The 16,543-nt window shown below is 51.4% G+C and carries 24 protein-coding genes and 24 other annotated features; of the genes, 2 read left to right on the forward strand and 22 right to left on the reverse strand.

Translation table 11 applies throughout. The features are described from left to right. The 7 genes from rplV to rpsJ all read right to left on the reverse strand — a co-directional run bounded on the left by rplV (position 1) and on the right by rpsJ (position 3,386). The gene (gene rplV, locus STM3435) for a 50S ribosomal subunit protein L22 (RefSeq protein ID NP_462339.1) occupies positions 1-342 on the reverse strand. Within the gene, positions 1-333 belong to an annotated coding region; the region does not span the whole gene. Further along, positions 337-342: a ribosome-binding site (putative RBS for rplV; RegulonDB:STMS1H003437), on the reverse strand. (Overlaps the previous gene by 6 nt.) Before the next feature lie 5 nt (positions 343-347). Continuing rightward, the gene (rpsS, locus tag STM3436; protein ID NP_462340.1) for a 30S ribosomal subunit protein S19 occupies positions 348-637 on the reverse strand. Within the gene, positions 348-626 belong to an annotated coding region; the region does not span the whole gene. Continuing rightward, positions 632-637: a ribosome-binding site (putative RBS for rpsS; RegulonDB:STMS1H003438), on the reverse strand. It overlaps the preceding gene by 6 nt. Positions 638-642: 5 nt before the next feature. After that, the gene (rplB, locus tag STM3437) for a 50S ribosomal subunit protein L2 (RefSeq protein ID NP_462341.1) occupies positions 643-1,477 on the reverse strand. Within the gene, positions 643-1,464 belong to an annotated coding region; the region does not span the whole gene. Continuing rightward, positions 1,472-1,477 (reverse strand) — a ribosome-binding site (putative RBS for rplB; RegulonDB:STMS1H003439). Its footprint overlaps the gene before it by 6 nt. A 4-nt stretch (positions 1,478-1,481) precedes the next feature. Then, positions 1,482-1,798, reverse strand: a protein-coding gene (gene rplW, locus STM3438; protein ID NP_462342.1) for a 50S ribosomal subunit protein L23. Within the gene, positions 1,482-1,784 belong to an annotated coding region; the region does not span the whole gene. Next, positions 1,781-2,398, reverse strand: a protein-coding gene (gene rplD / locus STM3439) for a 50S ribosomal subunit protein L4 (protein NP_462343.1). Within the gene, positions 1,781-2,386 belong to an annotated coding region; the region does not span the whole gene. The genes rplW and rplD overlap by 18 nt, the downstream gene beginning before the upstream one ends. Beyond that, positions 1,793-1,798: a ribosome-binding site (putative RBS for rplW; RegulonDB:STMS1H003440), on the reverse strand. It overlaps the preceding gene by 6 nt. Beyond that, positions 2,393-2,398: a ribosome-binding site (putative RBS for rplD; RegulonDB:STMS1H003441), on the reverse strand. Its footprint lies within the gene rplD. Beyond that, positions 2,397-3,038, reverse strand: a protein-coding gene (gene rplC / locus STM3440; protein ID NP_462344.1) for a 50S ribosomal subunit protein L3. Within the gene, positions 2,397-3,026 belong to an annotated coding region; the region does not span the whole gene. The genes rplD and rplC overlap by 2 nt, the downstream gene beginning before the upstream one ends. Continuing rightward, positions 3,033-3,038, reverse strand: a ribosome-binding site (putative RBS for rplC; RegulonDB:STMS1H003442). (Overlaps the previous gene by 6 nt.) Before the next feature lie 20 nt (positions 3,039-3,058). Next, the gene (rpsJ, locus tag STM3441; protein NP_462345.1) for a 30S ribosomal subunit protein S10 occupies positions 3,059-3,386 on the reverse strand. Within the gene, positions 3,059-3,370 belong to an annotated coding region; the region does not span the whole gene. Then, positions 3,381-3,386, reverse strand: a ribosome-binding site (putative RBS for rpsJ; RegulonDB:STMS1H003443). (Overlaps the previous gene by 6 nt.) 356 nt (positions 3,387-3,742) lie before the next feature. Continuing rightward, positions 3,743-3,748 (forward strand) — a ribosome-binding site (putative RBS for hopD; RegulonDB:STMS1H003444). On the opposite strand from rpsJ, the gene hopD reads away from it, so the two are divergent. After that, positions 3,743-4,217 (forward strand): leader peptidase HopD gene (hopD, locus tag STM3442; protein NP_462346.1). Within the gene, positions 3,750-4,217 belong to an annotated coding region; the region does not span the whole gene. (Overlaps the previous feature by 6 nt.) Here hopD and bfr read toward each other — a convergent pair. From bfr to fkpA, 11 genes are all read right to left on the reverse strand, one after another. Beyond that, the gene (gene bfr / locus STM3443; protein NP_462347.1) for a bacterioferrin occupies positions 4,214-4,706 on the reverse strand. Within the gene, positions 4,214-4,690 belong to an annotated coding region; the region does not span the whole gene. The two genes, hopD and bfr, sit on opposite strands and share 4 nt — an antisense overlap. Next, positions 4,701-4,706 (reverse strand) — a ribosome-binding site (putative RBS for bfr; RegulonDB:STMS1H003445). (Overlaps the previous gene by 6 nt.) A gap of 56 nt (positions 4,707-4,762) precedes the next feature. Then, the gene (bfd, locus tag STM3444) for a regulatory or redox component complexing with Bfr (protein ID NP_462348.1) occupies positions 4,763-4,969 on the reverse strand. Within the gene, positions 4,763-4,957 belong to an annotated coding region; the region does not span the whole gene. Beyond that, positions 4,964-4,969, reverse strand: a ribosome-binding site (putative RBS for bfd; RegulonDB:STMS1H003446). It overlaps the preceding gene by 6 nt. A gap of 172 nt (positions 4,970-5,141) precedes the next feature. Then, positions 5,142-6,333, reverse strand: a protein-coding gene (tufA, locus tag STM3445; protein NP_462349.1) for a protein chain elongation factor EF-Tu. Within the gene, positions 5,142-6,326 belong to an annotated coding region; the region does not span the whole gene. Next, positions 6,328-6,333 (reverse strand) — a ribosome-binding site (putative RBS for tufA; RegulonDB:STMS1H003447). Its footprint overlaps the gene before it by 6 nt. Before the next feature lie 64 nt (positions 6,334-6,397). Continuing rightward, the gene (gene fusA, locus STM3446; RefSeq protein ID NP_462350.1) for a protein chain elongation factor EF-G occupies positions 6,398-8,522 on the reverse strand. Within the gene, positions 6,398-8,512 belong to an annotated coding region; the region does not span the whole gene. Next, positions 8,517-8,522: a ribosome-binding site (putative RBS for fusA; RegulonDB:STMS1H003448), on the reverse strand. Its footprint overlaps the gene before it by 6 nt. A gap of 86 nt (positions 8,523-8,608) precedes the next feature. Continuing rightward, the gene (gene rpsG, locus STM3447; protein NP_462351.1) for a 30S ribosomal subunit protein S7 occupies positions 8,609-9,092 on the reverse strand. Within the gene, positions 8,609-9,079 belong to an annotated coding region; the region does not span the whole gene. After that, positions 9,087-9,092, reverse strand: a ribosome-binding site (putative RBS for rpsG; RegulonDB:STMS1H003449). (Overlaps the previous gene by 6 nt.) An 82-nt stretch (positions 9,093-9,174) precedes the next feature. Further along, the gene (gene rpsL / locus STM3448) for a 30S ribosomal subunit protein S12 (RefSeq protein NP_462352.1) occupies positions 9,175-9,562 on the reverse strand. Within the gene, positions 9,175-9,549 belong to an annotated coding region; the region does not span the whole gene. Beyond that, positions 9,557-9,562 (reverse strand) — a ribosome-binding site (putative RBS for rpsL; RegulonDB:STMS1H003450). It overlaps the preceding gene by 6 nt. 112 nt (positions 9,563-9,674) lie before the next feature. Further along, positions 9,675-9,971, reverse strand: a protein-coding gene (yheL, locus tag STM3449; RefSeq protein ID NP_462353.1) for a putative oxidation of intracellular sulfur. Within the gene, positions 9,675-9,962 belong to an annotated coding region; the region does not span the whole gene. Next, positions 9,966-9,971, reverse strand: a ribosome-binding site (putative RBS for yheL; RegulonDB:STMS1H003451). (Overlaps the previous gene by 6 nt.) Continuing rightward, the gene (gene yheM / locus STM3450; RefSeq protein NP_462354.1) for a putative oxidation of intracellular sulfur occupies positions 9,970-10,340 on the reverse strand. Within the gene, positions 9,970-10,326 belong to an annotated coding region; the region does not span the whole gene. Before yheM ends, yheL begins: the two co-directional genes overlap by 2 nt. Beyond that, positions 10,326-10,723 (reverse strand): putative ACR involved in intracellular sulfur reduction gene (gene yheN / locus STM3451; RefSeq protein ID NP_462355.1). Within the gene, positions 10,326-10,712 belong to an annotated coding region; the region does not span the whole gene. The genes yheM and yheN overlap by 15 nt, the downstream gene beginning before the upstream one ends. Continuing rightward, positions 10,335-10,340: a ribosome-binding site (putative RBS for yheM; RegulonDB:STMS1H003452), on the reverse strand. It overlaps the preceding gene by 6 nt. After that, the gene (yheO, locus tag STM3452; protein ID NP_462356.1) for a putative regulator occupies positions 10,712-11,451 on the reverse strand. Within the gene, positions 10,712-11,434 belong to an annotated coding region; the region does not span the whole gene. The genes yheN and yheO overlap by 12 nt, the downstream gene beginning before the upstream one ends. Next, positions 10,718-10,723: a ribosome-binding site (putative RBS for yheN; RegulonDB:STMS1H003453), on the reverse strand. It overlaps the preceding gene by 6 nt. Then, positions 11,446-11,451 (reverse strand) — a ribosome-binding site (putative RBS for yheO; RegulonDB:STMS1H003454). Its footprint lies within the gene yheO. A 259-nt stretch (positions 11,452-11,710) precedes the next feature. After that, positions 11,711-12,541, reverse strand: a protein-coding gene (gene fkpA / locus STM3453) for an FKBP-type peptidyl-prolyl cis-trans isomerase (RefSeq protein ID NP_462357.1). Within the gene, positions 11,711-12,529 belong to an annotated coding region; the region does not span the whole gene. Further along, positions 12,536-12,541 (reverse strand) — a ribosome-binding site (putative RBS for fkpA; RegulonDB:STMS1H003455). (Overlaps the previous gene by 6 nt.) A gap of 197 nt (positions 12,542-12,738) precedes the next feature. After that, positions 12,739-12,744 (forward strand) — a ribosome-binding site (putative RBS for slyX; RegulonDB:STMS1H003456). Here fkpA and slyX point away from each other — a divergent pair. After that, the gene (slyX, locus tag STM3454; protein ID NP_462358.1) for a putative cytoplasmic protein occupies positions 12,739-12,967 on the forward strand. Within the gene, positions 12,749-12,967 belong to an annotated coding region; the region does not span the whole gene. It overlaps the preceding feature by 6 nt. Before the next feature lie 187 nt (positions 12,968-13,154). Here the strand turns inward: slyX and slyD are convergent. The 4 genes from slyD to yheR form a co-directional block, all read right to left on the reverse strand. After that, positions 13,155-13,756 (reverse strand): FKBP-type peptidyl prolyl cis-trans isomerase gene (gene slyD, locus STM3455; RefSeq protein ID NP_462359.1). Within the gene, positions 13,155-13,745 belong to an annotated coding region; the region does not span the whole gene. Continuing rightward, positions 13,751-13,756, reverse strand: a ribosome-binding site (putative RBS for slyD; RegulonDB:STMS1H003457). (Overlaps the previous gene by 6 nt.) Positions 13,757-13,839: 83 nt before the next feature. After that, positions 13,840-14,045, reverse strand: a protein-coding gene (yheV, locus tag STM3456; RefSeq protein NP_462360.1) for a putative cytoplasmic protein. Within the gene, positions 13,840-14,040 belong to an annotated coding region; the region does not span the whole gene. After that, positions 14,040-14,045: a ribosome-binding site (putative RBS for yheV; RegulonDB:STMS1H003458), on the reverse strand. Its footprint overlaps the gene before it by 6 nt. A 5-nt stretch (positions 14,046-14,050) precedes the next feature. Further along, positions 14,051-15,866, reverse strand: a protein-coding gene (gene kefB, locus STM3457; protein ID NP_462361.1) for a CPA2 family K+:H+ antiporter. Within the gene, positions 14,051-15,856 belong to an annotated coding region; the region does not span the whole gene. Next, positions 15,856-16,418 (reverse strand): putative NAD(P)H oxidoreductase gene (gene yheR / locus STM3458; protein ID NP_462362.1). Within the gene, positions 15,856-16,407 belong to an annotated coding region; the region does not span the whole gene. The genes kefB and yheR overlap by 11 nt, the downstream gene beginning before the upstream one ends. Continuing rightward, positions 15,861-15,866 (reverse strand) — a ribosome-binding site (putative RBS for kefB; RegulonDB:STMS1H003459). (Overlaps the previous gene by 6 nt.) Continuing rightward, positions 16,413-16,418: a ribosome-binding site (putative RBS for yheR; RegulonDB:STMS1H003460), on the reverse strand. (Lies within the gene yheR.) Positions 16,419-16,543: the final 125 nt, after the last annotated feature.

Raw genomic sequence — 16,543 nt, forward strand, 5'->3', positions numbered from 1 at the left:
TCAGCGATCGGACACAACCACAGTGATGTGGCTGGTGCGCTTCAGGATGCGATCTGCACGACCTTTTGCACGCGGCATAATGCGCTTCATGCTCGGGCCTTCGTCTACGAAAATTTTCGTAACTTTCAGATCGTCAATGTCAGCGCCATCGTTGTGTTCAGCGTTAGCAATGGCAGATTCCAGAACTTTCTTGACCAGTACAGCCGCTTTCTTGTTGGTGTAGGTCAGAATATCCAGAGCCTGCGACACTTTCTTACCGCGAATCAGGTCAGCAACAAGGCGAACCTTCTGAGCAGAAGAACGAGCATGGCGATGTTTAGCGATAGTTTCCATCTCTTCCTCCTACCTTATTTCTTCTTCGCTTTTTTATCAGCAGCGTGGCCGCGATAAGTACGAGTCGGTGCGAATTCACCCAGTTTGTGACCGACCATTTCGTCGGAAACAAATACCGGAACGTGCTGACGACCATTATGGACAGCGATGGTCAAACCGATCATGTTAGGAAAGATCGTTGAACGACGGGACCAAGTGCGCAGGGGCTTCTTGTCTCCGCTTTCCACCGCTTTCTCTACCTTCTTCAGCAAGTGCAGGTCAATAAAAGGACCTTTCTTGAGAGAACGTGGCATGGCTTATCCTCTAAAATTATTTGCTACGGCGACGTACGATGAATTTATCAGTACGCTTGTTGCTGCGGGTCTTCTTACCTTTGGTCTGAACGCCCCACGGAGTTACCGGGTGCTTACCAAAGTTACGACCTTCACCACCACCATGTGGGTGGTCTACTGGGTTCATCGCAGTACCGCGAACGGTAGGACGAACGCCACGCCAGCGTGCAGCACCTGCTTTACCCAGAACGCGCAGCATATGCTCAGCATTGCCAACTTCGCCCAGGGTTGCACGGCAGTCTGCTTCGACTTTACGCATTTCACCAGAACGCAGACGCAGGGTGACATAAGCGCCATCGCGAGCAACGATCTGAACGTAAGTACCAGCGGAACGTGCCAGCTGACCGCCTTTACCTGGTTTCATTTCTACGTTATGAACGGTAGAACCAACCGGGATATTGCGCATCGGCAGGGTGTTGCCTGCTTTGATTGCAGCATCAACGCCAGACTGAATCTGGTCGCCAGCTTTCAGGCCTTTCGGGGCCAGGATGTAACGGCGTTCGCCGTCTTTGTACAGAACCAGCGCGATGTTCGCGGAACGGTTCGGATCGTACTCAAGACGTTCAACAACTGCCGGGATACCGTCTTTGTTGCGTTTGAAGTCAACAATACGATAAGCCTGTTTGTGACCACCACCGATATGACGAGTGGTGATACGGCCATTGTTGTTACGACCACCGGATTTGCTGTTTTTTTCAACCAGCGGAGCAAAAGGTTTGCCCTTGTGCAGCTCTGGGTTGACCACTTTAACGACGTGGCGACGACCCGGAGATGTCGGTTTACATTTAACAACTGCCATTGTATTACTCCTCCGACTTACTCAGCGCCGCCGACGAAGTCCAGATTCTGGCCTTCTTTCAGGGTGACGTAAGCTTTTTTCCAGTCGCTACGACGACCGATACGCTGTCCGTGACGTTTAACTTTCCCTTTAACGACCAGGGTGTTAACGACTTCGACTTCGACTTCAAACAGTTTCTGCACAGCAGCTTTGATTTCTGCTTTGGTCGCGTCTTTAGCAACTTTGAGAACGATGGTGTTGGTTTTTTCCATCGCAGTAGACGCTTTTTCAGAAACGTGCGGTGCGCGCAGCACCTTCAGCAGACGTTCTTCACGAATCATGCCAGCATCTCCTCAACTTGCTTAACAGCATCAGCAGTCATTACGACTTTGTCGAAGGCGATCAGGCTAACCGGGTCGATACCAGTCGCATCGCGTACGTCAACCTTGTGCAGGTTACGTGCGGCCAGGAACAGGTTCTCGTCCAGCTCACCGGTGATGATCAGCACATCTTCCAGAGCCATGTCTTTCAGTTTCTGTGCCAGCAGCTTAGTTTTCGGCGCTTCTACAGAAAACTTCTCGACAACGATCAGACGATCCTGACGTACCAGTTCGGACAGGATGCTTTTCAGCGCGCCGCGGTACATCTTCTTGTTAACTTTTTGACTGTGGTCCTGCGGACGAGCAGCGAAGGTCACGCCACCGGAACGCCAGATCGGGCTCTTGATAGAACCTGAACGCGCACGGCCAGTGCCTTTCTGGCGCCACGGTTTTTTACCGGAACCAGTTACTTCAGCACGAGTCTTCTGAGCACGAGTACCCTGACGAGCACCAGCTGCATAAGCAACAACAACCTGGTGAACCAGCGCTTCGTTGAAATCACGACCGAAGGTAGTTTCGGAAACAGTCAGCGCGCTCTGCGCGTCTTTCAATACTAATTCCATTGCTATCCCCTTACGCCTTCACAGCTGGTTTAACGATCAGGTCGCAACCGGTTGCACCCGGAACACCACCCTTAACCAGCAGCAGGTTGCGCTCAGCGTCAACGCGTACTACGTCAAGGCTCTGAACGGTTACGCGCTCATTACCCATCTGACCTGCCATTTTCTTGCCTTTGAACACTTTGCCCGGAGTCTGGTTCTGACCGATAGACCCCGGAACGCGGTGAGACAAGGAGTTACCGTGAGTAGCGTCCTGGGTACGGAAGTTCCAGCGCTTAACGGTACCAGCGAAACCTTTACCTTTAGAGGTACCGGTTACGTCAACTTTTTTAACGTCAGCAAACAGTTCAACGCTGATGCTCTGACCTACGGTGTATTCTTCGCCTTCAGCCAGACGGAATTCCCACAGACCACGGCCAGCTTCTACGCCAGCTTTAGCAAAGTGACCCGCTTCCGGCTTGGTGACACGGTTAGCTTTTTTAGCACCCGTAGTAACCTGAACAGCGCGGTAGCCATCGTTAGCCAGGTCTTTAACCTGAGTAACACGGTTTGCTTCAACTTCGATTACGGTTACTGGGATAGAGACGCCATCTTCAGTGAAGATGCGGGTCATACCCACTTTTTTACCGACTAAACCAATCATTGTATCAACCTCTCAATCGCTCGATGACCTGATTAACCCAGGCTGATCTGCACGTCTACACCGGCAGCCAGGTCCAGACGCATCAGAGCATCAACGGTTTTCTCGGTTGGCTCAACGATGTCAACCAGACGCTTGTGAGTGCGAATTTCGTACTGATCGCGCGCATCTTTGTTAACGTGCGGAGAGATCAGAACGGTAAAGCGCTCTTTGCGGGTCGGCAGCGGGATCGGACCGCGAACCTGCGCACCAGTGCGCTTGGCAGTCTCGACGATTTCCGCGGTTGATTGATCGATCAGACGATGATCAAACGCTTTCAGGCGGATACGGATTCTTTGGTTCTGCATGAGACCAGAGCTCCAATTATTTTATAAACGAAAATGATTACTCCTCACACCCATTACGATTGATGGGAGAGTGTAACCGTTCTTACGTAGCTCCCCGATTGGGAGCATTGTTAAATAGCCAAATCGGCTATTCGAGGTTCAAATCGAACCTGCCGTCAATTACGACAAGCCCGCGCATTATACGTAAATCTCAGCCTGACGCAAGTGTCGGATAGAAATTAAGCGCTTTATTCTTATGCGAGCACGATTCCAGATGGTACGCATGGGATGGCGACGCGCATCTTTTCTTTGGAAGGCATCAGGCAAACCTGGCAATACGTCGTTGTCGCTGTCGCATAAATCTATAAAGGTGAGCGCAAGCCTTGACGAGGATTTGCTTATGTTTGTTGCCCTCCCCTTTCTCATTTTTTATGCGTCGTTCTCTTTATTACTTGGCATATACGACGCGCGTACCGGTCTGCTGCCTGACCGGTTTACTTGTCCATTGCTGTGGGGTGGTCTGCTTTATCACCAGATTTGCCTGCCGGAGCGTTTACCGGATGCGCTTTGGGGCGCTATCGCCGGCTATGGCGGATTCGCGTTAATTTACTGGGGCTATCGCCTGCGTTATCAGAAAGAGGGGCTTGGATATGGCGACGTCAAGTACCTCGCTGCCTTAGGGGCGTGGCATTGTTGGGAAACACTGCCGTTACTGGTTTTCCTTGCCGCTATGTTGGCCTGTGGCGGGTTTGGCGTCGCGCTACTGGTGAGAGGTAAATCGGCATTAATAAACCCGCTACCTTTTGGGCCATGGCTGGCGGTGGCGGGTTTCATAACAGGTTGGAAAGTTTTCTTTCCAGACGGTTAATCGGTAACCTTAATTTGTGATTGCAGATAATTTTGCATACCAAGTTTGGCAATCAAATCCAACTCAGTTTCCAGCCAGTCGATGTGGCCTTCCTCGTCGGCAAGAATTTCAATCATCATATCCCGGCTGACATAATCATGAACGCTATCGGCATAGGCTATTGCCTCACGTAGATCTTTTGCGCCTTCCAGTTCGAGCCGGAGATCCGATCGTAGCATCTCTTCGACATCTTCACCGATGCCCAGCTTGCCCAGATCCTGTAGGTTCGGTATGCCTTCCAGAAATAAAATACGCTCAATATACTTATCAGCGTGTTTCATCTCATCAATGGATTCATGGTACTCAACATCATTAAGCCGGGTCAGCCCCCAGTTTTTGAACATACGGGCATGAAGAAAATACTGATTAATTGCGACAAGCTCATTTCCCAATAGTTTATTGAGATAATTTATGATTTTAACATCACCTTTCATTTTATAGTCCCTCCGCTTCCACTCTCTAGAGCGTAGATGGGGCTACAGGGATGTCAAAAAAAAGAGTGTGACTCAGGCGATCTCTTTAAATTCCGGCATTTGCGTTAACTCATCCTGCATCACTTCTCGCGCGGCGCGAATACACTTACCACATTGATTTCCCACAGGAATAAATTTACGCAACTGTTGAAATGACTGTGGATGAAATTGTCGTACAGCCTGGCGGATTTTTTTATCGCTTATACCATTACACAAACAAACGTACATGATCGCTCCCGTTCAATTTCCGCACAAAGTGTAAATGAGAATGGTTATGATTACAATAGCACAAAGCGATTTACGCCACGGGAGAAGCGTTAAAAAGGGTGAATAAATATAACAGCGGCTAAATAGCAGGCAACAAAAAGGGCGCCGAAGCGCCCTCTTCAATTCAAAACTAATTAACGAGTAATTAGCCCAGAACTTTAGCAACAACGCCCGCGCCAACGGTACGGCCGCCTTCACGGATTGCGAAACGCAGACCGTCGTCCATCGCGATCGGGTGGATCAGGGTAACAACCATTTTGATGTTGTCGCCCGGCATTACCATCTCTACGCCTTCCGGCAGTTCGATGGTACCAGTCACGTCAGTAGTACGGAAGTAGAACTGCGGACGGTAGCCTTTGAAGAACGGAGTATGACGGCCGCCTTCATCTTTGGACAGAATGTACACTTCAGATTCGAACTTGGTGTGCGGCTTGATGGTGCCCGGCTTAGCCAGTACCTGACCACGTTCGATTTCTTCACGTTTGATACCACGCAGCAGAACACCTACGTTCTCACCGGCACGGCCTTCGTCCAGCAGTTTGCGGAACATTTCAACGCCAGTACAGGTAGACTTCTGAGTCTCTTTGATACCAACGATTTCAACTTCTTCGCCCACTTTGATGATACCGCGCTCTACACGACCGGTAACAACGGTACCACGACCGGAGATGGAGAATACGTCTTCGATCGGCAGCAGGAACGGCTTGTCAATCGCACGCTCTGGTTCCGGAATATAAGAATCCAGGAAGCCAGCCAGTTCGATGATTTTCGCTTCCCACTCTGCGTCGCCTTCCAGCGCTTTCAGAGCAGAACCACGAACGATCGGAGTGTCGTCGCCCGGGAAGTCGTACTGAGACAGCAGTTCGCGAACTTCCATCTCAACCAGTTCCAGCAGCTCTTCGTCATCAACCATGTCGCATTTGTTCAGGAACACGATGATGTACGGAACGCCTACCTGACGACCCAGCAGGATGTGCTCACGGGTCTGCGGCATCGGGCCGTCAGTCGCAGCAACAACCAGGATCGCGCCGTCCATCTGAGCAGCACCGGTGATCATGTTTTTAACATAGTCAGCGTGCCCCGGGCAGTCTACGTGTGCGTAGTGGCGGGTCGGGGTATCGTATTCAACGTGAGAAGTGTTGATGGTGATACCACGCGCTTTTTCTTCCGGCGCGTTATCGATCTGGTCGAATGCGCGAGCGGCACCGCCGTAGGTTTTAGCCAGTACGGTAGTAATGGCAGCGGTCAGCGTTGTTTTACCATGGTCAACGTGGCCGATAGTACCGACGTTAACGTGCGGTTTTGTACGTTCAAATTTTTCTTTAGACACGGCTATATTCCTTACTATAGCGCTCTCCCCTTCAGGAGAGAGCACGGGATTTTGGTTTTTAACCCTGCGGCTTATTTACCACGGGCTTCGATTACGGCCTGAGCAACGTTGTTCGGCGCATCATCATACTTCAGGAATTCCATAGTGTACGATGCGCGACCTTTGGTCAGAGAACGCAGCTGAGTTGCATATCCGAACATTTCAGACAGCGGTACTTCAGCGTGGATCTTAACGCCTGTAACTTCAGATTCCTGACCTTTGAGCATACCACGACGGCGGCTAAGGTCGCCGATAACGTCACCGGTATTCTCTTCAGGTGTTTCTACTTCAACCTTCATGATCGGCTCAAGCAGAACTGGTTTTGCTTTCTTAAAGCCTTCTTTAAAGGCGATAGACGCAGCCAGTTTAAACGCCAGCTCAGAGGAGTCAACGTCATGGTAAGAACCGAAGTGCAGACGCACACCGAGATCAACTACCGGATAACCAGCCAGCGGGCCAGATTTCAGCTGCTCCTGGATGCCTTTATCAACGGCCGGGATGTATTCGCCAGGAATTACACCACCTTTGATGTCGTTGATGAACTCGTAACCTTTCGGGTTAGAGCCCGGCTCCAGCGGGTACATGTCGATAACAACATGACCATACTGACCGCGACCACCAGACTGTTTCGCGTGTTTACCTTCGATGTCGGTAACTTTCGCGCGAATCGCTTCGCGGTAAGCAACCTGAGGTTTACCCACGTTAGCTTCAACGTTGAATTCACGCTTCATACGGTCAACGATGATATCCAGGTGAAGTTCACCCATACCAGCGATGATGGTCTGGTTAGATTCTTCATCAGTCCATACGCGGAATGACGGGTCTTCTTTCGCCAGACGGCCCAGAGCCAGACCCATTTTTTCCTGGTCAGCTTTGGTTTTCGGTTCTACCGCGATGGAGATTACCGGCTCAGGGAATTCCATACGTTCCAGAATGATCGGGTTTTCCGGATCACACAGGGTGTCACCGGTAGTCACGTCTTTCAGGCCGATAGCAGCCGCGATGTCGCCCGCGCGAACTTCTTTGATCTCTTCACGTTTGTTGGCGTGCATCTGAACGATACGACCGAAACGCTCACGTGCGGTTTTCACGGAGTTCAGTACGGTATCACCAGAGTTAACCACACCGGAGTACACACGGAAGAAGGTCAGGTTACCCACAAACGGGTCGGTAGCGATTTTGAACGCCAGCGCAGAGAACGGCTCGTCGTCGCTTGCGTGACGCTCAGCCGGAGTATCTTTACCGTCGTCCAGAATACCGTTGATCGCAGGTACGTCTACCGGGGATGGCAGGTAATCAATTACCGCATCCAGCATCGCCTGAACACCTTTGTTCTTGAATGCAGAACCACAGGTTACCAGGATGATTTCGTTGTTCAGAACGCGCTGACGCAGAGCTTGTTTGATCTCTTCTTCAGTCAGTTCTTCACCACCCAGGTATTTTTCCATCAGCTCTTCAGAAGCTTCTGCGGCGGACTCGATCAGGTTCTGGTGCCATTCGTTAGCCAGGTCCTGCATGTCAGCCGGGATATCTTCGTATTCGAAGGTAACGCCCTGGTCGGCATCGTTCCAGTTGATGGCTTTCATTTTCACCAGGTCAACAACGCCGGTGAAACCTTCTTCAGCACCAATTGCCAGCTGCAGCGGAACCGGGTTCGCGCCCAGACGGGTTTTGATCTGACCAACAACTTTCAGGAAGTTCGCGCCCATGCGGTCCATTTTGTTAACGAACGCAATACGCGGAACTTTGTATTTGTTTGCCTGACGCCATACGGTTTCAGACTGCGGCTGAACACCACCAACTGCGCAGTAAACCATTACCGCACCATCGAGAACACGCATGGAACGTTCTACTTCGATAGTGAAGTCAACGTGCCCCGGGGTGTCGATGATGTTGATGCGATGCGGTTCATACTGCTTAGCCATACCAGACCAGAATGCAGTAGTCGCTGCGGAGGTGATAGTAATACCACGCTCCTGCTCCTGCTCCATCCAGTCCATGGTAGCTGCGCCGTCATGAACTTCACCGATTTTGTGGTTTACACCGGTGTAGAACAGAATACGTTCGGTAGTAGTGGTTTTACCGGCGTCGATGTGCGCACTGATACCGATATTACGGTAGCGTGCGATGGGTGTTGTACGAGCCATTTGATTCCTCGTTGATATCTTTAGGCGTTCAGTTAAGTTATCCAAAACGGGCGACTTACCTGAAGCGCCCGCCTGGTGACTATGACTCCGAAGGGATTACCAACGGTAGTGTGCGAACGCCTTGTTGGCTTCTGCCATACGGTGAACGTCTTCACGTTTCTTAACTGCAGTACCTTTGTTGTCTGCAGCATCAGAAAGTTCGTTCGCCAGGCGCAGAGCCATGGATTTATCACCGCGTTTACGAGCAGCTTCTACGATCCAACGCATTGCCAGAGCATTACGACGGACCGGACGGACTTCAACTGGTACCTGATAAGTAGAACCACCTACACGGCGGGATTTAACTTCTACAGTCGGGCGAACGTTTTCGAGAGCGACTTCGAAAGCTTCCAGTTCAGATTTACCAGAACGCTGAGCCAGGGTCTCCAGCGCGCTGTATACGATTGATTCTGCAGTAGATTTTTTACCATCTACCATCAGGATATTGACAAATTTAGCCAGCAGTTCTGATCCGAACTTCGGATCCGGCAGAATTTTACGCTGACCAATGACGCGACGACGTGGCATGGAAATACTCCGTTGTTAATTCAGGATTGTCCAAAACTCTACGAGTTTAGTTTGACATTAATTTAAAACGTTTGGCCTTACTTAACGGAGAACCATTAAGCCTTAGGACGCTTCACGCCGTACTTAGAACGAGCTTGCTTACGGTCTTTAACGCCGGAGCAGTCAAGCGCGCCACGAACGGTGTGGTAACGAACACCCGGGAGGTCTTTAACACGACCGCCACGGATCAGGATCACGGAGTGCTCCTGCAGGTTGTGACCTTCACCACCGATGTAGGAAGTCACTTCAAAACCGTTAGTCAGACGAACACGGCAAACTTTACGCAGTGCGGAGTTCGGTTTTTTAGGAGTGGTAGTATATACACGAGTACATACGCCACGTTTTTGCGGGCATGCTTCCAGCGCAGGCACGTTGCTTTTCGCAACTTTGCGAGCACGTGGTTTGCGTACCAGCTGGTTAACTGTTGCCATTAAATAGCTCCTGGTTTTAGCTTTTGCTTCGTAAACACGTAATAAAACGCCCTCACACAATATGAGGACGCCGAATTTTAGGGCGGTGTCGAAAAGGTGTCAAGAAATATACAACGATCCCGCCATCACCAGGCCATCTGGTTGGCATACTTAACCGTGAGTCTGACAAACTCAGTATAGTCAACCCTGACGACACTGTCTGAAATTTGACCACCCAGGCCGCGGGCGTCAATGTCTTCTTTCAAGGCATAGACCGTTATGGGGGCATCGCGCAGACTTTCAAGGAAGCGGTTACCTTCAATCGCGACGGTAACGCCATCCTGGAGCAGCAAAAGCGCATCGCCCTCTTTTAGCAGGCGCAGCAAAGCGGGAAAATCAACGCTCGAAGCGCAATGAGGTAAGGTATGCAGCATAAACGCCTCAGAATCTCAGGATGACATCATAGTTGCCAAGCTCGCGGCGTAACGCCACGGGTTCCAGCGGCGTGGCGTCTACCACAAAATTAATGTTCTCCAGACCACGCTCGCGCAGCGATGCCGCGCAGATCCAGCATTGATCAATATCGTACAAATCAAAGAGCTTGAAAGTAGCAATATAGTCACGCGCCAGTACAGCGTCTGGTTTTTGTCCGGGTAATAACTGAAAGACGCCGTCGCTGATAAAAAAGACGCCCAGCGCTTCCGTTAGCGCTGACGTCGCCAGCAGCGCATCCAGCCCTTCACGACCTGAGGCGCTGCCGTGCGGCGCGGTGGAAAAGACAAATGCAATACGTTTCATTAAAACTGCACCACCCGATCGCAGGTGAGAGATGCCTCCGCCAGCGCGCCCAGGCCGCTTAGCGTAAAGCCCGGCTGAAGATTGGCGGACGGCAACGCCAATCTGCCGGCTTCAGTTTCATCAATAATACCGCGACGAAGCGCCGCCGCGACACAGATGTTCAGCGCTACGCCATGCTGCGTATTCAATTTCTGCCAGGCGCGTACCAGATCATATTCATCGCTCGCCGGCGAGGTCAGGAGATTGGCGTTATAGACACCTTCCCGATAGAAAAAGACGCTGGCTAACTCATGCCCCTCATTGAGCAGCGCGTGGGCGAACTGCAATGCGCTGCTGGCCTGCTGGGTGCCATATGCCGGCCCGGTGACCATAATGGCATAACGCATTATTTATCCTGCCCCTGAAAGTCGCCGCTTTTGAACTGGCGAATATAGAGGTAAACCGTGTGTTTTGAGATATTCAGACGATCGGCTACCTGGTTAATGGCGTCTTTAATATCGAAAATGCCTTTTTCGTACAGGTTAAGGACGATCTGACGATTTTTCGCATTGTTAGAAACATTACGATCGGCATTCACTTCTTCGATCGTGAACTCCAGCGTCTGGGTGACTAAATCTTCGACTGAGGAGGCAAAATTAACCGCTGAGCCGACTTCCGGCGTTTCCGGCGGAATAAAGGTATTCATAATCTGTGAAAATGGCACATCGAGATTCATGTTGATGCACAGTAGACCAATGACGCGCTGCTCGCGGTTGCGAATGGCAATCGTCAACGACTTCATCAAGACACCGCTTTTCGCGCGCGTGAAATAGCATTTCGACACGCTACTGTCCGCCCCTGTCATGTCGTGCAACATACGCAACGCCAGGTCGGTAATCGGCGAGCCAATTTTACGGCCCGTATGTTCGCCATTGGCAATACGAATGGCTGAACATTTTAGATCCTGCAAAGAGTGCAATACGATTTCACAATGGGAACCTATAAGCATCGCTAACCCGTCCACTACCGCTTCGTAGGATTTCAGAATATCGAAGTCGGTTTGCTCGAAGGGACGCTGATCCAGCAAATCAAGTTCACTGGTTTCGTTGGTTAAAAGCGACCTGGACATGAAAAAAAACACTCCTTTTCAGGAGCCTGTCGTTATGTTTTCAGGGCAGGCTCATTATTTACGCGGATGATTAAATTAATACAGTGAGGGTTCATCTTTCCAGTACTAATTTGCTCGTCTATTTCAGACTACGTGTGCGTTGGCGGTCATTCAGCCTACGGTCTCGCCCTTAACGACCAGCGCAAGCGCCGTTATCCGCAAATCAAATTATGGTGAGTAATATATCCGGCCTGAATAAAAAAAACCGCCGCTATTACAAGCGGCGGCTCTCAGTTTTTATTTTTTAGCAGCATCTGCGGCTTTAGCGTCAGCCGCATCGGCAGGTTTAGCATCCGCTTTCGGCGCTGGTTTGATATCCAGCAGCTCTACGTCGAATACCAGGGTTGAGTTTGCCGGGATCCCCGGAACGCCCGTTTTACCGTAGGCCAGCTCAGGTGGGATAACCAGCTTGATCTTGCCGCCTTTCTTAATATTTTTCAGACCTTCAGTCCAGCCAGGGATAACGCCGTCCAGACGGAAGGAGAGCGGTTCGCCGCGCGTGTAAGAGTTATCAAACTCTTTACCGTCGATCAGAGTACCTTTGTAGTTCACCACAACGGTATCGCTATCTTTCGGCGCCTCGCCTGTGCCTTCTTTCTCTACTTTGTAAAGCAGGCCGGTAGAGGAGGTTTTCACACCTTTCTCTTTAGCAAAAGCGTCGCGGAACGTTTTACCTTTTGCTTCGTTATCGGCAGCGTCTTTTTCCATCTTCGCCTGAGCAGCGCTCTTCACGCGTGCTTCAAACGTCTGCAGCGTTTGCTCAATTTCCTGATCGGACAGTTTGCTCTTATCGGCAAAGGCATCCTGAACGCCGGCAATCAACTGATCTTTATCCAGTTTGATGCCTAACTTTTCCTGCTCTTTAAGCGAATTTTCCATGTAACGACCCAGCGAGGCGCCCAGCGCATAAGCCGCTTTTTGATCGTCGTTTTTAAATGCTGCTTTGCTATCAGCGGTAGCTGCCGGTTTCGCCGCATCAGCAGCAAAAGTGATCGGTGCGTGCATAGCAACGGCCATCGTAGTTGCCAGCAGCGTGGCTTTAAACAGTGATTTCATCCATATCTCCAGGGCCGGGGCATCTCGCCCCATGTTAACTTACGTAAGAAGCGTACTATAAATCGTTGCAGAACAAATCAACATACGAACACGCCCTATTATCACTTCTTTTCAGACTCTTTTTGTTTAAATTAGTTTCGTAGTGCGCGTAATGGTTGCTGTGAAAGCCGGTAAAGTTAAGTAGAATCCGCCGACGGAGACAACATAAAGAGGTACATCATGCAGGATATCACGATGGAAGCTCGTCTGGCTGAACTGGAAAGCCGTCTGGCGTTCCAGGAGATTACCATAGAAGAACTAAACCTGACGGTAACCGCACATGAAATGGAGATGGCGAAGCTGCGCGATCATCTGCGTTTGCTCACGGAAAAGTTAAAAGCCAGTCAGCCGTCAAATATCGCCTCTCAGGCAGAAGAAACGCCGCCGCCGCATTATTGAGACGAAAAAAAGCGGGGTTAACCCGCTTTTTTTGTGCCCGATGATTTATCGAACCAATGATAATACCCTAAGGATTTCGAGTCACAGCAAGGCTGCAAGCTTGAAAATTCCCCGGGAGCATAGATAACTATGTGACCGGGGTTTGAAAGCGTAGCCAACACCGCGGTGGCTTGAAAGACGACGGGGATTAATGGCAGCCGCAGCCGCCTTTACCACCACCGCCGCAGCAGCCTTCGCCGCCGTGCTCGTGACCATGGTCATGACCATGACCGCCACAGCAGCCGTCTTCACCGTGATCGTGGTGGTGATCGTGCGCGCCATGAACATGACCGTGAGCCAGTTCTTCTTCAGTCGCTTCACGAATCGCAACAACTTCTACGTTAAATTTCAGATTCTGGCCCGCCAGCATGTGGTTACCATCAACCACAACGTGATCGTCTTCCACTTCGGTAATCTCTACCGGTACCGGGCCCTGGTCGGTTTCCGCCAGGAAACGCATCCCTACCTGCAGTTCATCAACGCCCATAAAGACGTCTTTAGGCACACGCTGCACCAGATTTTCGTCATACTGGCCGTAAGCGTCGTTCGCGCCAACAGCGACATCAAATTTGTCGCCAACTTCATGGCCTTCCAGCGCGGTTTCCAGACCAGAGATCAGGGAGCCGTGACCGTGCAGGTAATCCAGCGGCGCACTCACCGGAGACTCATCAACCAACACACCGTCTTCTGTACGTACCTGATAGGCCAGGCTGACCACCAGGTCTTTTGCTACTTTCATGATATCTCCTGAGCATGGGAAGAATAGTGGCGCAGATTGTAGCGGAATTCTGCAGCCGTGTACCCCTTAGCTTAAAAAAACCTGCGGCATATCGCTAGTCCGGATGAAAAATCCCGATCACTTGCTCTTCTTTGCGAACATGCTCGCGGACGTCTTTATCCGCTTCCCGCATTTGATGCCCGCACTTAACGCATTCAACAATATCGACATTATTTTCACGCCACATCGCCATTGTATCCTGCGCCTGACAGGCCGGACATTTCGCGCCTGCAATAAAACGTTTACGGATTGCCATTGTTTTACCCCTACTCAAATTCATCCCAGCCATCCAACTGGCGCCGTTCCTGTTGCATTTCCCGCTGAAAAATCTCCTCCAGTTCGCGTCGGGCCTCTCTGGCGCGCGAAATCTGTACCATGTCGCTATGCTCCGGGATCAGTTCCCGCAACATTCGCATATCCAGCCGACGAAAATGCAACTGCGCGCGTTGCGCCTGATGCGGATGCATACCTAACGACACCAGAGTTTTACGTCCCAGTTCCAGCGCGCTGGAAAACGTTTCACGGGAAAACTGCGTGACGCCAGCCTGTAATAACTCATGGGCCTCCACACGTCCACGCGCTCGCGCAAGAATATGCAGATGAGGAAAATGCTGCTGACACAGCGCCACCAGCTTCATCGTGTCTTCCGGTTCATTACACGTGATGACTATCGACTCCGCCGCTTCCGCGCCCGCAGAACGCAGCAGCTCGACTTGTGTAGCGTCGCCGTAATACACTTTATAACCATATTTGCGCATCAGATTAACGGCGCCGATATCGCGTTCCAGCACGGTGATACGCATCTTATTCGCCATCAATAAGCGAGCGATCACCTGACCAAAACGGCCAAAGCCGACGACAATCACCTGGGGCTTATCATCCTCAACCCACGGCTTTTCATCATTCTCTTCCGGGCCATTAAGGCGGCGCGATAACCACTTATCAATCCCTTTCATCAGTAGCGGCGTGGTCATCATTGATAATGTGACAGTCACCAATAATAACGCCATCTGATCGCCCTGAAACAGGCGCTGAGAAGAGGCGGTAGAAAAGAGCACAAAAGCGAACTCGCCCCCCTGACTCAGCACGCTGGCAAACTGCATCCGTTCAGAACTTCTTATTCCATATAGCCGCGCCAGCAGATACAGCGTCAACATTTTTATGACGACCAGAATAACAACGCTCGCCGCCACCCACAGTAAATGGGTATAAAGTACGCCGAGATTTAGCGACATACCGACGGAGATAAAGAACAGCCCAAGCAGTAAACCTTTAAAGGGATCGATAGCATTTTCCAGCTCATGCCGGTATTCGCTCTCTGCCAGTAAAACGCCGGCAATGAAGGTTCCCAGGGCCATCGACAGTCCCAGCGCATCCATAAATAAGGCGGCGCTCAACACCAGCAACAGCGTCGCGGCAGTGAAGACCTCCCGCACGCCAGACGCAGCAATAAAACGAAATACCGGGCGCAGCAGGTAACGACCGCCAATCAGCATTACCGCGAAAGCCAGTACCTTCATTGCCACTTTAAACCAGTCGAAATGCTCGTCGGCCGATCCCGCCAATAAAGGCACCAACGCCAGTGCGGGGATCACCGCTAAATCCTGAAACAGTAAGACGGAAAACCCTAACTGCCCGGACTCGCTACGATTCATGCCTTTCTCGCGCATCAGTTGTAGCGCCATCGCCGTCGAAGACATCGCCAGGCCAATCCCGCCGACGACCGCCGCCTGCCATAAGAAATCAGCAAGCATCAATAATCCCGCCAGCACCGCCGCGCTTAACAGCACCTGAGCAGCGCCGACGCCGAAGATAGAGCGCCGCAGTTGCCAAAGCCGGGACGGATTGAGTTCGAGACCAATGATAAACATCAGAAACACGACGCCCAGTTCGGAAAAGTGCAGGATCTCGTCAACGTCGCTGATAAATCCCAGCCCCCACGGACCGATGGCGATTCCCGCCAGCAAATACCCTAGCACCGCGCCGATGCCCAGCCTGGCGGCTAACGGCACCGCCGCTACCGCTGCGAAGAGGAACAACACTCCCGCGGTCAATAAATCAGCACCTTCCATCAATAGCCTCCCGCGCTCACAGGATTCGCCAGCCACTCGCCATAGGCTTTCGCATGACTGGCCAGCGTCTGCGGCGACTGGCGGCGCGCCCAGTACACAATAATGGGCGGCATCCAGTGCATCCGGCACATGGCCGCGGTCAGTTCAAAAGGGCGGAGTACATCGCTCATTGGATAGCGGTTTAGCGCGTCATACCGGTAAGCGCTCTCCGGCTCGCCGGTCGTAATCACGCTACGCCAGTACTTTCCCACCAGTTGGTTTCCCCCTGGTCCGCTGGCGAACCCCCGACTCAAAACGCGATCAAGCCATTCTTTCAGTAAAGCCGGACAGCTATAGGTGTAAAGGGGATGCTGAAAAACAATGACGTCGTGCTCACGTAACAGGGCTTGTTCATAGGGCGTGTCGATAAAAAAATCAGGATAGCGCGCATAAAGATCGTGCACGGTTACGTTATTGTGCTGTATGGCCGGTTTAAGCAGTACCCGGTTAGCAACCGAGTCCTGAGATTCCGGATGGGCATACAACAGCAAGACTTTCGCTGGCTGAGACATCAATCCCCCTCCCGGTTGTTTTGGGTCGATACATGCCATTCTTCAGGCCGCTTCTACGTTGACAGCGTTTGTTCAACTCAGGAACGTACTCTATGTCCGCCGCTGGGGATTAATGAGAGATATTCTTGTCCCTCAC

It is taken from the genome of Salmonella enterica subsp. enterica serovar Typhimurium str. LT2 (genome assembly GCF_000006945.2).
Lineage (GTDB): Bacteria > Pseudomonadota > Gammaproteobacteria > Enterobacterales > Enterobacteriaceae > Salmonella > Salmonella enterica.

Excerpts from the sequence above, each read along its gene's own strand:
- rplW (NP_462342.1), bottom strand. The coding sequence starts at position 1,784 with ATGATTCGTGAAGAACGTCTGCTGAAGGTGCTGCGCGCACCGCACGTT.
- slyD (NP_462359.1), bottom strand. The coding sequence starts at position 13,745 with ATGAAAGTAGCAAAAGACCTGGTGGTCAGCCTGGCCTATCAGGTACGT.
- yheN (NP_462355.1), bottom strand. The coding sequence starts at position 10,712 with ATGCGTTATGCCATTATGGTCACCGGGCCGGCATATGGCACCCAGCAG.
- rpsG (NP_462351.1), bottom strand. The coding sequence starts at position 9,079 with ATGCCACGTCGTCGCGTCATTGGTCAGCGTAAAATTCTGCCGGATCCG.
- slyX (NP_462358.1), top strand. The coding sequence starts at position 12,749 with ATGCAGGATATCACGATGGAAGCTCGTCTGGCTGAACTGGAAAGCCGT.
- yheR (NP_462362.1), bottom strand. The coding sequence starts at position 16,407 with ATGTCTCAGCCAGCGAAAGTCTTGCTGTTGTATGCCCATCCGGAATCT.
- rpsS (NP_462340.1), bottom strand. The coding sequence starts at position 626 with ATGCCACGTTCTCTCAAGAAAGGTCCTTTTATTGACCTGCACTTGCTG.
- rplD (NP_462343.1), bottom strand. The coding sequence starts at position 2,386 with ATGGAATTAGTATTGAAAGACGCGCAGAGCGCGCTGACTGTTTCCGAA.
- yheV (NP_462360.1), bottom strand. The coding sequence starts at position 14,040 with ATGGCAATCCGTAAACGTTTTATTGCAGGCGCGAAATGTCCGGCCTGT.
- fkpA (NP_462357.1), bottom strand. The coding sequence starts at position 12,529 with ATGAAATCACTGTTTAAAGCCACGCTGCTGGCAACTACGATGGCCGTT.
- yheM (NP_462354.1), bottom strand. The coding sequence starts at position 10,326 with ATGAAACGTATTGCATTTGTCTTTTCCACCGCGCCGCACGGCAGCGCC.
- bfr (NP_462347.1), bottom strand. The coding sequence starts at position 4,690 with ATGAAAGGTGATGTTAAAATCATAAATTATCTCAATAAACTATTGGGA.
- rpsL (NP_462352.1), bottom strand. The coding sequence starts at position 9,549 with ATGGCAACAGTTAACCAGCTGGTACGCAAACCACGTGCTCGCAAAGTT.
- yheL (NP_462353.1), bottom strand. The coding sequence starts at position 9,962 with ATGCTGCATACCTTACCTCATTGCGCTTCGAGCGTTGATTTTCCCGCT.
- hopD (NP_462346.1), top strand. The coding sequence starts at position 3,750 with ATGTTTGTTGCCCTCCCCTTTCTCATTTTTTATGCGTCGTTCTCTTTA.
- rpsJ (NP_462345.1), bottom strand. The coding sequence starts at position 3,370 with ATGCAGAACCAAAGAATCCGTATCCGCCTGAAAGCGTTTGATCATCGT.
- rplV (NP_462339.1), bottom strand. The coding sequence starts at position 333 with ATGGAAACTATCGCTAAACATCGCCATGCTCGTTCTTCTGCTCAGAAG.
- yheO (NP_462356.1), bottom strand. The coding sequence starts at position 11,434 with ATGTCCAGGTCGCTTTTAACCAACGAAACCAGTGAACTTGATTTGCTG.
- fusA (NP_462350.1), bottom strand. The coding sequence starts at position 8,512 with ATGGCTCGTACAACACCCATCGCACGCTACCGTAATATCGGTATCAGT.
- rplC (NP_462344.1), bottom strand. The coding sequence starts at position 3,026 with ATGATTGGTTTAGTCGGTAAAAAAGTGGGTATGACCCGCATCTTCACT.
- rplB (NP_462341.1), bottom strand. The coding sequence starts at position 1,464 with ATGGCAGTTGTTAAATGTAAACCGACATCTCCGGGTCGTCGCCACGTC.
- bfd (NP_462348.1), bottom strand. The coding sequence starts at position 4,957 with ATGTACGTTTGTTTGTGTAATGGTATAAGCGATAAAAAAATCCGCCAG.
- kefB (NP_462361.1), bottom strand. The coding sequence starts at position 15,856 with ATGGAAGGTGCTGATTTATTGACCGCGGGAGTGTTGTTCCTCTTCGCA.